The 12,161-nt window shown below is 66.7% G+C and carries 14 protein-coding genes; 11 read left to right on the top strand and 3 right to left on the bottom strand.

The features are described 5' to 3' along the window. Positions 1-226: 226 nt before the first annotated feature. Positions 227-1,003 carry an enoyl-CoA hydratase gene (locus tag A6M56_RS09970; RefSeq protein ID WP_045784930.1) on the bottom strand — a complete coding sequence of 259 codons (777 nt, stop codon included), beginning with the start codon at positions 1,001-1,003 and terminating at the stop codon, positions 227-229. Positions 1,004-1,089: 86 nt separating this feature from the next. Between A6M56_RS09970 and paaG the strand changes: the two genes are divergently transcribed. From paaG to paaK, 3 genes are all read left to right on the top strand, one after another. Beyond that, complete coding sequence (paaG, locus tag A6M56_RS09965; protein WP_045784931.1) at positions 1,090-1,878, top strand: 2-(1,2-epoxy-1,2-dihydrophenyl)acetyl-CoA isomerase PaaG; 789 nt, start codon at positions 1,090-1,092, stop codon at positions 1,876-1,878. A 3-nt stretch (positions 1,879-1,881) separates the two neighbouring features. Then, entirely contained in the window at positions 1,882-2,349 is a 468-nt protein-coding gene (gene paaI / locus A6M56_RS09960) for a hydroxyphenylacetyl-CoA thioesterase PaaI (RefSeq protein WP_226946993.1), read from the top strand. Positions 2,350-2,551: 202 nt separating this feature from the next. Next, complete coding sequence (gene paaK, locus A6M56_RS09955; RefSeq protein ID WP_045784933.1) at positions 2,552-3,856, top strand: phenylacetate--CoA ligase PaaK; 1,305 nt, start codon at positions 2,552-2,554, stop codon at positions 3,854-3,856. 141 nt (positions 3,857-3,997) lie between these two features. On the opposite strand, the gene mltA is transcribed toward paaK, so the two are convergent. Then, positions 3,998-5,140, bottom strand: coding sequence for a murein transglycosylase A (gene mltA / locus A6M56_RS09950; RefSeq protein ID WP_062739487.1), 1,143 nt, complete (start codon positions 5,138-5,140; stop codon positions 3,998-4,000). 74 nt (positions 5,141-5,214) lie between these two features. Between mltA and A6M56_RS09945 the strand changes: the two genes are divergently transcribed. Then, positions 5,215-5,445: a hypothetical protein gene (locus A6M56_RS09945; RefSeq protein WP_045787670.1), complete on the top strand. Its 231-nt coding sequence runs from the start codon at positions 5,215-5,217 to the stop codon at positions 5,443-5,445. On the opposite strand, the gene apaG is transcribed toward A6M56_RS09945, so the two are convergent. Beyond that, entirely contained in the window at positions 5,446-5,820 is a 375-nt protein-coding gene (gene apaG / locus A6M56_RS09940) for a Co2+/Mg2+ efflux facilitator ApaG/CorD (RefSeq protein ID WP_045787671.1), read from the bottom strand. 130 nt (positions 5,821-5,950) lie between these two features. Between apaG and rpe the strand changes: the two genes are divergently transcribed. The 7 genes from rpe to trpC all read left to right on the top strand — a co-directional run bounded on the left by rpe (position 5,951) and on the right by trpC (position 12,160). After that, positions 5,951-6,679, top strand: coding sequence for a ribulose-phosphate 3-epimerase (rpe, locus tag A6M56_RS09935; RefSeq protein ID WP_045784935.1), 729 nt, complete (start codon positions 5,951-5,953; stop codon positions 6,677-6,679). Next, positions 6,679-7,392 (top strand): phosphoglycolate phosphatase, encoded by a 714-nt coding sequence (locus A6M56_RS09930; RefSeq protein ID WP_045784936.1) that lies wholly within the window; start codon positions 6,679-6,681, stop codon positions 7,390-7,392. Before rpe ends, A6M56_RS09930 begins: the two co-directional genes overlap by 1 nt. 364 nt (positions 7,393-7,756) lie before the next feature. Further along, complete coding sequence (gene trpE, locus A6M56_RS09925) at positions 7,757-9,286, top strand: anthranilate synthase component I (protein ID WP_062739486.1); 1,530 nt, start codon at positions 7,757-7,759, stop codon at positions 9,284-9,286. A 16-nt stretch (positions 9,287-9,302) separates the two neighbouring features. Beyond that, the gene (locus A6M56_RS09920; protein ID WP_045784938.1) at positions 9,303-9,872 is read left to right on the top strand and encodes an aminodeoxychorismate/anthranilate synthase component II; all 570 of its coding nucleotides are present in this window, start codon (positions 9,303-9,305) and stop codon (positions 9,870-9,872) included. Then, a complete protein-coding gene (locus A6M56_RS09915; protein ID WP_102080142.1) occupies positions 9,872-10,294 on the top strand; it encodes a lysozyme inhibitor LprI family protein in 423 nt (140 codons plus the stop codon). The genes A6M56_RS09920 and A6M56_RS09915 overlap by 1 nt, the downstream gene beginning before the upstream one ends. A gap of 13 nt (positions 10,295-10,307) precedes the next feature. Next, positions 10,308-11,345 (top strand): anthranilate phosphoribosyltransferase, encoded by a 1,038-nt coding sequence (gene trpD / locus A6M56_RS09910; RefSeq protein ID WP_045784940.1) that lies wholly within the window; start codon positions 10,308-10,310, stop codon positions 11,343-11,345. Between the two features lie 11 nt (positions 11,346-11,356). After that, entirely contained in the window at positions 11,357-12,160 is an 804-nt protein-coding gene (gene trpC / locus A6M56_RS09905) for an indole-3-glycerol phosphate synthase TrpC (protein ID WP_045784941.1), read from the top strand. Position 12,161: the final 1 nt, after the last annotated feature.

The raw sequence follows: 12,161 nt of genomic DNA, 5'->3' as shown, positions 1-12,161 counted from the left end.
CGCTTTCGTTTCGGCGCTGCGTCGTGCAGCGAGGGGCGAATATTAGGGGGGTTTCCGGAGCTTGGCAACACCTTTGTCGTGACGCGCTGATGACGCAGCCATGAAAAAAGCCCGCGAGCCCAGTCCAGAGCTTGGCTCGCGGGCTTTCCAGCCGCCCCAAAACCGCACCCAGCATACCCGAGACAGTTACTCGGGTATTCCCGAAGAGACGCTTCGCCGGCCCTGCTTATTGGTGCTTGAAGGCGGCCGCCCGTTTTTCGAGGAAGGCGCGCATGCCTTCTTTCTGGTCTTCCGTGGCGAACGTGGCATGGAACAGGCGGCGCTCCAGGTGCACGCCCTCGGTCAGCGTGGTCTCATAAGCCGCATTGATGGACTCCTTGATCATCATGACGGCGGGCAAGGAGAAGCCAGCGATGGTTTCCGCGGCCTGGATGGCTTCGTCGAGCAGCTTGTCGGCGGGAATGACGCGGGAGACCAGGCCGGCGCGCTCGGCCTCCTCGGCGCCCATCATGCGGGCCGTGAGGCACAGGTCCATGGCCTTGGCCTTGGATACGGCGCGCGGCAGGCGCTGCGTACCGCCTGCGCCCGGCATGGTGCCGAGCTTGATTTCGGGCTGGCCGAACTTGGCGGTGTCGGCGGCGAGGATGATGTCGCACATCATGGCGAGCTCGCAGCCGCCGCCCAGCGCGTAGCCGGCCACCGCGGCGATCACCGGCTTGCGGATGCGGCGGATGGTCTCCCAGTTGCGCGTGATGTATTCATTCCTATAGACGGTGGCGAAGTCGTAGTCGGCCATGGCGCCGATGTCCGCGCCGGCGGCGAACGCCTTTTCGCTGCCGGTGATGACGATGGCGCCGATGTTCGCGTCGGCATCGAAGGCGAGCAGCGCGGCGCCCAGTTCATCCATGAGCGCATCGTTGAGGGCGTTGAGCGCCTTCGGCCGGTTCAACGTAACAAGACCAACACGACCGCGCGTTTCGACCAGAATGTTTTCGTAGGACATGGAAGCTCCTGTTGGAATGGATGTAATATTAGCCGACCAACCGGTCGGTTAATCAATGAACCGATGACCGAGGAGGAGACAAGATCATGACGAGCCCCAGCATTCTGCTCGACTGGCATGAACACGTGGCCACGATCACGTTGAACCGGCCCGATCAGCTCAACAGCTTCACGGCCGCCATGCACGGCGAACTGCGTGACGCGCTGGACAAGGTCGAGCGCCAGAAGGCCCGCGCGCTGATCCTGACCGGGGCCGGACGCGGCTTCTGCGCGGGGCAGGATCTTTCCGAACTCAGTTTCACGCCCGGGCAGATGACCGACCTGGGCCAACTCATCGACGAGCAGTTCAACCCGCTGGTGCGCCGCCTGCGTGCCCTGCCCCTGCCGGTGATTGCCGCCGTGAACGGCGTCGCGGCCGGTGCGGGTGCGAACCTGGCGCTGGCCTGCGACATCGTGCTGGCGGCCGAGAATGCGTGCTTCCTGCAGGCATTCGTCAAGATCGGCCTGCTGCCGGATTCGGGCGGGACGTGGTTCCTGCCGCAGCGCATCGGGGTGGCGCGGGCGATGGGCCTGGCGATGCTGGGGGAAAAGCTCGACGCCAAGACGGCGCTGGCTTGGGGCCTCATCTGGGGCGTGTACCACGACGCCAGGATCCTCATGACCGAAGTGCACGCGATGGCCGAGCACCTTGCCAAGCAGCCGACCCGGGCGCTGGCCGCCATCAAGCGGGCCATGCACGCCGCGCCCACGCAATCGCTCGATGCGCAGCTGGACCTGGAGCGCGATCTGCAGCGGGAACTGGGCAGATCAAGGGACTACGCGGAGGGCGTCGACGCCTTCCTCAACAAGCGCGTGGCGCATTTCACCGGCGAATAAGGGATCAGCGTGACCGAGACTGCCCTCCAAGATGCGCAGGCGCTGGCCGAGGCCGCCTGCCGATCCATGTATGACGCCGATGCCTGCACCCGCTGGCTGGGCATGCGGCTGGAGGCCGTCGGGCCCGGCTACGCCCGCCTCTCGATGACGGTGCGGCCCGAGTTCCTCAACGGGCACCGCACCTGCCATGGCGGGCTGATCTTCACGCTGGCGGATTCCGCCTTTGCCTTTGCGTGCAACAGCCACAATCACAACACGGTGGCGGCGGGCTGCAGTGTGGAATTCCTGCGGCCCGCGCAGGGCGGGGACGTGCTGACCGCCGAGGCCGCCGAGCAGGTCCTGTCCGGCCGGCACGGGGTCTACGACGTGCGCGTGTCGAATCAGAACGACGAGGTGGTGGCCATGTTCCGCGGCAAGTCCGCGCAGATTCGCGGCCACGTCATTCCTGTTCCCGGCAGCCCGGAACCGTAGTCCGACGCGATAGAAGACCCCCGACACCGCACACCATCATTAGAGGACGCCCTAGAACCTGTTCACGATCCGTAGCGAGCGGCCCGACTCGGCCCGAGAGGCGCCACCGTGCATGGGTACGGTGCGCATCGCAGGGCCAAGATCGGGACGCGAAGTACGATCTTAAGCAGGTTCGCACGACGGCGCCCCGGAGGAGACCTGCATGCGCCCCCGCTCGACCGACCTGCCTCTCGACCCGATCGAGACCGCCAGCCGCGACGCCGTCCAGGCACTGCAGCTGGAACGCCTGAAACGCAGCCTGGCTCACGCGTATGAAAACGTGCCCGCCTACCGGGCCAAGTTCGATGCGGCCGGCGTGCACCCGTCGGACCTGGGCTCCCTGTCCGATCTGGCCAAATTTCCATTCACCACCAAGAGCGATCTGCGCGAGAACTATCCGTTCGGCATGTTTGCGGTGCCGCAGGACCGGATTGCGCGCATCCACGCATCGTCGGGCACGACGGGCAAACCCACGGTGGTCGGCTACACGCTGGCCGATATCGAGACATGGGCCGGGCTGGTCGCGCGCTCGATCCGTGCGGCCGGGGCACGGCGCGGGGACAAGGTCCACGTCAGCTACGGCTACGGCCTCTTTACCGGCGGGCTGGGTGCGCACTACGGCGCCGAGCGCGCGGGTCTGACGGTGATTCCGTTCGGCGGCGGCCAGACCGAGCGGCAGGTGCAGCTCATCCGTGATTTCGAGCCGCAGATCATCATGGTGACGCCCAGCTACATGCTCGCGATCGCGGACGAATTCGAGCGCCAGGGCATGGACCCCGCCGCATCCAGCCTGCAGATCGGCATCTTCGGCGCCGAGCCCTGGACGCCCGAGATGCGCGCGGCCATCGAGGCCCGCATGGGGCTGTCGGCCGTGGACATCTACGGCCTGTCGGAAGTGATGGGCCCCGGCGTGGCAAGCGAATGCGCCGAAACCAAGGACGGCCCGACCATCTGGGAGGACCATTTCTACCCCGAGATCATCGACCCGAACACCGGCAACGTGCTGCCCGACGGCGAATTCGGCGAACTGGTCTTCACGTCGCTGACCAAGGAGGCGATGCCGGTGGTGCGCTACCGCACGCGCGACCTCACCCGCCTGCTACCCGGCACCGCGCGGCCCGGCTTCCGTCGCATGGAAAAGATCACCGGCCGCTGCGACGACATGATGATCGTGCGCGGGGTGAACGTGTTCCCGTCACAGATCGAGGAATTGATCCTCAAGCACGCGGCGCTGTCCCCGCATTACCAATGCGTGCTCGGCAAGGAGGGGCCGCTGGATACGCTGACGGTGCGCATTGAGGCCGCCCTTGGCGCACCGGCCGACGCCGCCGCATCGGCGAGCCGCCAGCTGGCGCATGACATCAAGTCGCTGATCGGCGTGACTGCTGCGATCGAGATCCTGGCCACCGGTGGCATCGAGCGCTCCGTCGGCAAGGCGCGCCGCGTGGTCGACTTGCGGCGCGGATAGGTCGCGCCCTGGAACGGGCTCACGCTCCGTAGCGAACGCGCCTGATCGGCTCAGAAAGCACAGCGGTGCACCAACCAGTATGGCAAACACGCATTTGGCAAGTCGGAGCCAAGCGGGCCCCGCCGTAGGATCGTGAGCGAATTAACGGGCGGCGACGCCGACGCTGCCGCCTTTGGGTACCAGCACCCACAAGCGGCCGGCCTGCTTCATGCGCCCGGCCAGATCGCCGGCGGCGTCGCCGTGGCCGAAGTAATAGTCGGCACGCACAGCGCCGCGAATGGCCGAGCCCACGTCCTGCGCGAACACCAGCTTCTGGATCGGCTCGGCCGACAGCGGCTTGGTCGTCGACAGGAATACCGGCGAGCCCAGCGGGATGTACGTCGGGTCCACCGCAATCGAGCGCTCATCCGTGAGCGGCACACCCAGCTTGCCGATCGGGCCGGCGGTGTTGCCTGGCGTTTCGGCAAAGAACACGTAGCGCGGGTTGATGTTGAGCATCTCTTCCACGCGGGCGGGGTTGGCCCGCGCCCAGGCCTTGATGCCCTGCATGGTGGCCTGCTGAGGCGTGATCTCGCCCATGTCGAGCAGCCAGCGCGCGAAGGAGCGGAACGGCTGGTTGTTGGTGCCGCCCACGCCCAGGCGCATGATGCCGCCCTCTTCCAGCTGGACTTGTCCGGAACCCTGGATCTGCAGGAACGCGGCCTCCACCGGGTCATCCACCCAGACGATTTCCTGGCCTTGCAGCGCCGGGCTGCGGATCAGTTGCGCGCGCGCCGGCAGCGTCTTGCCGCGCCACGCGGCGGGCATGCGATACAGCGGCGTCTGGTACGGCCCGTGCCGATAGCGCGAGCCGCGCAGCAGGGGTTCGTAGTAGCCGGTGATCAGACCGCTGTCGGTGCCGTCGTCCTTCACCACGCGATACGGCGTGAAATTCTCCTCAAAGAAGACACGCATGGCGATCGGGTCGCCAGCGTCGACCATCAAGCCGGCGGAACAGACGCGCGCCCAGTCGGCGCGGCGCTTCATCGCCTGGCAGTTGGATTGCAGCGCCGGCCAGGCGGTGGCGAGATCGTCGGCGGTCCAGCCCGCCACGTCGGCCCAGGTGGCGGGCGTCAGATGGCCGCCCAGCGTCCCGGTGGGGGCCTGCGGCGTTTCGACGCGCGGCGGCGGGCCGCTGGTGCACGCCGCCAGCAGGGCGGCAACGAGCGTGGCGGCCAGGCCGGCCCATCGGCGCGAAGCCGTGCCACGGGCAGGCGTCAATACGTCGGGAGTTGCTGCTGTCATGCCTGTTTCATCCTGTCCGGCGAGGCGGCGGGCTTGGCTACAATGCCCCGCATCCGCGCACCCCGCCGTCGATCATGAGCGAATTCTTTGAAAACCATCCTATGATGCTGTTCGGCCTGGAGGCCGGTGTGGCGCTGTTCCTGCTGATCTTCATCGTGGTCTGGACGATGTCGGGCGCCAAGAAGCACCCTCGCCCGCTGCGTGCGCCCCCCGAGCATCCGTCGCGCCAGGGCTCGGGCTCCAGTCCTTCGGAATCGACCGACGCCAAGCCGGAAGATTCGCAGCCGCCCAAGGCTTCAGCGTAATCAGTGCAGCATGCGCGGCATTGCCAGCGCAAACTCGGGGATCGGCGCCTCGAAGCGGTGGCCGTCCTCGGCCACGCAGAAGTATTCGCCGCGCATCGTCCCAACGGGTGTGTTGATGGTCGCCCAGCTCGTGTATTCGAACGATTCGCCCGGCGGCAGCAGCGGCTGGTGACCGACCACGCCCAGACCGCTGACCTCCTGCACACGGTTATCGGCGTCGGTGATCACCCAGTGGCGCGAGATCAGCTGGCTCGGCACGTCGCCGGTATTGCGGATGGTGATGGTGTAGGCAAAAGCGTAGTTGCCCTGCTCCGGCTCGGATTGCTCCGGCAGATAGCGCGTCCGGACCTGGACGGTGAGTTCGTAGCTCGGCATGTCGATCCACAATCAGAATTGGCGCCCATTGTGGGGCATGGCCGGACCAGCGGCAAGGCGCGGCCGGGCCACTGAACCCGGCTAAAATGGCGGCCTTCTTCCTGCATCCGCGTTCAATCAGCGCTCCATCATGCCTGTCGCCATCGACCCGTCCGGTTTCCGCATCGCTCCGTCCATCCTGTCCGCCGACTTTGCCCGCCTGGGCGAAGAAGTGCGCCGCGTGCTCGAATCGGGCGCCGATTGGATCCACTTCGATGTGATGGACAACCACTACGTGCCGAACCTGACCGTCGGCCCGCTCGTGTGCGAGGCCATCCGGCCGCACGCACAAAAGGATGGCAAGCCGGTGCCGATCGACGTGCACCTCATGGTGCGCCCGGTCGATCGCATCATCCCCGACTTTGCCAAGGCCGGCGCCGACCTGATCACGTTTCACCCGGAAGCGTCCGAGCACATCGACCGCTCGCTGGCGCTGATCCGCGACAACGGCTGCAAGGCCGGCCTCGTCTTCAACCCGGCCACGCCGCTGCATTACCTGGATCACGTGATGGACCGCCTGGACATGGTGCTGATCATGTCGGTCAACCCCGGCTTTGGGGGCCAGTCGTTCATCCCCGAGGCGCTGAACAAGCTGCGCGCCGTGCGCCAGAAGCTCGATGCGTACCAGGAAAAGAGCGGCCGCAAGATCCTGCTGGAGATCGACGGCGGCGTGAAGGCCGACAACATCGCCGAGATCGCCCAGGCCGGCGCCGACACATTCGTGGCCGGTTCGGCCGTCTTCGGCAAGCCCGATGCGGACGGCGGCTACCGCGGCACGGTCGGCGCACTGCGCCAGGCGCTGGCGGGCGTGGGGGCCTGATGCACAGGCCCGTGCGCGCCGTCATCGTCGACCTGGACGGCACGATGGTCGACACGGCCGGCGACTTCCACGCCGCCATCAACGCCATGCTTGAGGCGCTCGGCGCCACGCCGGACATGCCGGTGGAGGAAGTCGTCAGCTACGTCGGCAAGGGTTCGGAGAACCTCGTGCGGCGCGTGCTCGACGCGCGCCTGCCGCCGGCCCAGGCCAACAGCCGCTTCGCCGAGGCGCTGGATGCCTACCAGCGCGCGTACATCGCCATCAACGGCCAGTACGTGCGCGTCTATGACGGCGTGCGTGAAGGGCTGGCGGCACTGCGCGACATGGGCCTCGCCCTGGCATGCGTGACGAACAAGCCACGCGACTTCACGCAACCGCTGCTGGCGCAGCTCAGCCTGGACACCTATTTCGACCTCGTCTACCCGGGCGACGCCTTCGCCTACCGCAAGCCCGATCCGTACCCCATGCTGCGTGTGGCGGAGGCCTTCGGCGTGAATCCGACCGAAGTGGTGGCGATCGGCGACTCGGAAAACGACGCCCGCGCGGCCCGCGCCGCCGGCATGCGCGTGCTGGCAGTGCCGTATGGCTACAACCACGGCCAGCCTATACAGCACGCCGGAGCCGATGCTATAGTCGACACACTTTTTGCGGCAGCCGAGTGGATCCGGCCCCATGCGGAGCCCCACAACGCCGTCTCTGCCGCTTCCAACTGACGATCCATGTTCCTGAATCGCAAACGCATCTTCGCTCGTGGTGACCGGGGGGCCTGGCCCTGGCGACCCTGGCACGCCCTCGCTCGGGCGTAAGCGTTTGACCGGCTGCTGATCGTTCTTCCCCCGGTTTCGGCGTACCCTGCCAGAACCACCTCTGTATCTCCTGCCCCAAACGCTGACCGCCCGCCGGTCTTCCGTTGACTGCCCTGTCGGCTTGCGGATGGCCCTTGCGGGATCGCATGGTGTTTCGCGTTCCCATCCCTCATGTTCTGCTAACGTTCCGACGGCACAACGCGCTTTGCCGTGGAGCGAACGCATGCCGGTGCGGGCAATAGCACGTGCCGGCGAATCGATCTGACCGCTCATGACCGAACTCGAATTCAAATCGCTGGCCGACCAGGGCTACAACCGCATCCCGCTGATTGCCGAGGCACTGGCCGATCTGGAGACGCCGCTGTCGCTGTATCTGAAGCTGGCGCAATCGCACGACCGTGGCACCAACACCTTCCTGCTGGAGTCGGTGGTGGGTGGCGAGCGCTTCGGGCGCTACTCCTTCATCGGCCTGCATGCGCGCACGCTGCTGCGCGTGAAGGGCAACCGCACGGAAGTCGTGACCGACGGCAAGGTCGTCGAGACGCACGAGGGCAACCCGCTGGACTTCATCGCCGCCTTCGAGCGTCGCCAGAAGGTGGCGCTGCGCCCGGGCCTGCCGCGCTTCTGCGGCGGCCTGGCCGGCTATTTCGGCTACGACGCCGTGCGCTTCATCGAGCCCCGCCTGGCCGAAACCGCCCCGCCCGACGATCTGCAGCTGCCCGACATCCAGCTCATGCTCTGCGAAGAGCTGGCCGTGATCGACAACCTGTCCGGCAAGCTCTACCTGATCGTCTACGCCGATCCGTCGAAGCCCGAGGCGTATTCGCACGCCAAGCAGCGCCTGCGCGCCCTACGCACCAAGCTGCACCAGCCGGTGGATGTGCCGGTGACATCGCCGTCGGTGCGCACCGACACCATCCGCGAGTTCGACAAGGCGGACTACATCACCGCCGTGCTCAAGGCCAAGGAATACATCGCTGCCGGCGACATGATGCAGGTGCAGATCGGCCAGCGCCTGGTCAAGCCGTTCCGCGATGCGCCGCTGTCGCTGTACCGCGCGCTGCGTTCGCTGAACCCGTCGCCGTACATGTACTTCTACAACTTCGGCGACATGCAGATCGTCGGCGCATCGCCGGAAATCCTGGTGCGCCAGGAAGAGCGCCGCATCCCGGCATCCACCAACGGCAACGGCGCCGACGAATCCGCCCGCATCGTGACGATCCGCCCGCTGGCCGGCACGCGCCCGCGCGGCAACACGCCCGAGCGCGACGCAGAACTCGCCACCGAGCTGCTCAACGACCCGAAGGAAATCGCCGAACACGTCATGCTGATCGACCTGGCGCGCAACGACATCGGCCGCATTGCCGAGATTGGCTCGGTCAAGGTGACGGACCAGATGGTCATCGAGAAGTATTCGCACGTGCAGCACATCGTCAGCTCCGTCGAGGGCCGCCTGAAACCGGGCATGACGAACATGGACGTGCTGCGCGCGACCTTCCCCGCGGGCACGCTGTCGGGCGCGCCCAAGGTGCGCGCGATGGAGATCATCGACGAGCTGGAGCCGGTCAAGCGCGGCATCTACGGCGGCGCGGTGGGCTATCTCTCGTTCTCGGGCGAGATGGATCTGGCAATCGCCATCCGCACCGGCATCATCAAGGACGGCAATCTCTATGTGCAGGCCGCCGCCGGCGTGGTGGCCGATTCGGACCCGGATGCCGAATGGAGGGAGACCGAACACAAGGCGCGCGCCGTGCTGCGTGCGGCCGAGCAAGTGCAAGACGGCCTCGACGCCGATTTCTGAGGTTAAGGAGACCACCATGCTGCTGATGCTCGATAACTACGACTCCTTTACCTACAACATCGTCCAGTACTTCGGCGAACTCGGCCAGGATGTGCGCACGGTGCGCAACGACGAGATCACGATCGAAGAGATCGAAAAGCTGAATCCGGAGCGCATCTGCCTGTCGCCCGGCCCGTGCACGCCGACGGAAGCCGGCATCCTGGTTCCGGCGCTCAAGCACTTTGCGGGGCGCGTGCCCATCCTGGGCGTGTGCCTTGGACACCAGGCGATTGCCGATGCGTTTGGCGGCCGCGTGATCCGCGCGCAGAAAGTGATGCACGGCAAGGTCAGCACCATCGAAAACACCGGCGTGGGCGTGTTCGCCAACCTGCCGCGGCATTTCAAGGTGACGCGCTATCACTCGCTTGCCATTGAGCGCGAAACGCTGCCCGACTGCCTGGAAATTACCGCCTGGACCGAAGACGGCGAAATCATGGGCGTGCGCCACAAGACGCTGCCGGTGGAGGGTGTGCAGTTCCACCCGGAGTCGATCCTGTCGGAACACGGCCACGCGCTGCTCGCCAATTTCCTGAAGGAACGCGTCTGATGCGCCGCGCATGGGCGATCGCGGTCGCGATGATGGCGAGCCTTCCGGCGATGGCCGGTACGCTGGAAGCCTGCCGCGCCGCCCAGCCCGAGGCCGGCGACGTGTCGCGCTGCGTGCAGGCTGCCCGCAAGGCGGCCCTGGCGGAACTGGCCTCCGCCGAATCGGCACGCCGCACCGCGCTGCGCGCCGGCATCGCGGCCAACAACGGCACGGACAAAGGCGCCGCCATGGCGTTCGACCGCACCGTGCGCGCCCACCAGCTCTACCGGCAGGCCGAATGCGACCTGCACCGCCGCCTGGCCCGCAATACCACCGATGCCGACCTGGCTGAAGCCGCATGCGAGGCCGACCTCTTGCGCGAGCGCATCGGCGCCTTGCGCCAAGCTGTGCCGGCAACCCCGGCCCCGGCGTCCTCCAACTGAATCCCGAACGACCATGCCCATCACCCCGCAAGAAGCGCTCGTCCGCTGCATCGAACACCGCGAAATCTTCCACGACGAAATGCTGCACCTGATGCGGCTGATCATGCGCGGCGAGATGTCGCCCGTCATGGCCGCCGCGCTCACCATGGGGCTGCGCGTCAAGAAGGAAACCATCGGCGAGATCGCGGCCGCCGCCACCGTCATGCGCGAATTCGCCACCAAGGTCGAGGTGCCCGCTGAGGTGTCCGACCACTTTGTCGACATCGTGGGCACGGGCGGCGATGGCGCCAACACGTTCAACATCTCCACCGCCTCGATGTTCGTGGCGGCGGCGGCCGGTGCGCGCATCGCCAAGCACGGCGGACGCGGCGTCAGCTCCAAGTCCGGCAGTGCCGATGTGCTCGAAGCGCTGGGCGTGAACATCATGCTCACGCCCGAGCAGGTGGCCGAGTCGATCGAGACGGTCGGCATCGGCTTCATGTTCGCGCCCAACCACCACCCGGCCATGAAGAACGTCGCCCCGATCCGCAAGGAACTGGGCGTGCGCACGATCTTCAACATCCTGGGGCCGCTGACCAACCCCGCCGGCGCGCCGAACATCCTGATGGGCGTGTTCCACCCCGACCTGGTCGGTATTCAGGTGCGCGTCATGCAGCGCCTCGGTGCAAAGCACGCCGTGGTGGTCTACGGCAAGGACGGCATGGACGAAGTGTCGCTGGGCGCCGCCACGCTGGTCGGGGAACTGAAAGACGGCGTGGTCACCGAATACGAAATCCACCCGGAGGACTTTGGGCTGCAGATGGTGTCGAACCGCAACCTGAAGGTGGCCGATGCGGAAGAATCCAAAGCCATGCTGATCGACGCGCTGGAAAACAAGCCGGGCACGCCGCGCGAGATCGTCTCGCTCAATGCGGGTGCGGCGCTGTATGCCGCCAACATTGCCGGCTCCATCGGCGACGGCATGAAGCTTGCGCGCGAGGCCATCGCCAGCGGCGCGGCGCGTGCCAAGCTCGACGAGCTCGTGCGCGTGAGCAACCAGTTCAAAGCCTAAGCCTGTTCACCATGTCCGACATCCTGAACAAGATCCTGGCCGTGAAGGCCGAAGAAGTCGCCGCCGCGCGCAAGCATCGTGACCTGGCCAGCGTGCGCGCCGAGGCCGAAGCCAACCGCAGCGACAGCGCCCTCGGCCCGCGCGGCTTTGCCACGGTCATCCGCGAGAAGATCGCCGCCGGCCACGCCGCCGTCATCGCCGAGGTGAAGAAGGCCTCGCCGTCCAAGGGCGTGCTGCGCCCGGACTTCAACCCTGCCGACATCGCCCGCAGCTATGCGGAGCACGGCGCCGCGTGCCTATCGGTGCTCACCGACGAGCAGTTCTTCCAGGGCCACGCCGATTACCTGCGCGAGGCGCGCGCGTCCTGTGCGCTGCCGGTGCTGCGCAAGGACTTCATGGTCGACTTGTACCAGGTGTACGAAGCGCGCTCGTGGGGCGCGGACTGCATCCTGCTGATCGTTGCCGCACTGGACCAGGGGCTGATGGTCGAACTCGAAGCGTGCGCGCTCGAACTGGGCCTCGACGTGCTGGTGGAGGTGCACGACGGCCACGAGCTGGACCGCGCGCTGCGCCTGCAGACCCCGCTGGTCGGCGTGAACAACCGCAACCTGCGCACGTTCGAAACCTCGCTCGACACCACGCTTGGCCTGCTCAAGCACATGCCGGATGACCGCATCGTCGTGACCGAATCGGGCATCCTCACGCCTGACGACGTGCGCAAGATGCGCGCCGCCGCCGTCAACGCCTTCCTCGTCGGTGAGGCATTCATGCGCGCCGACGACCCGGGCGCCGAACTTGCCCGCCTGTTTGCCTGAT

The sequence above is a fragment of the Ralstonia sp. RL genome, assembly GCF_001683835.1.
Taxonomy (GTDB): Bacteria; Pseudomonadota; Gammaproteobacteria; order Burkholderiales; family Burkholderiaceae; genus Ralstonia; species Ralstonia mannitolilytica.
Note: the sequence above shows the minus strand (reverse complement) of the source record. Positions and strands in the feature narration are given on the sequence as shown.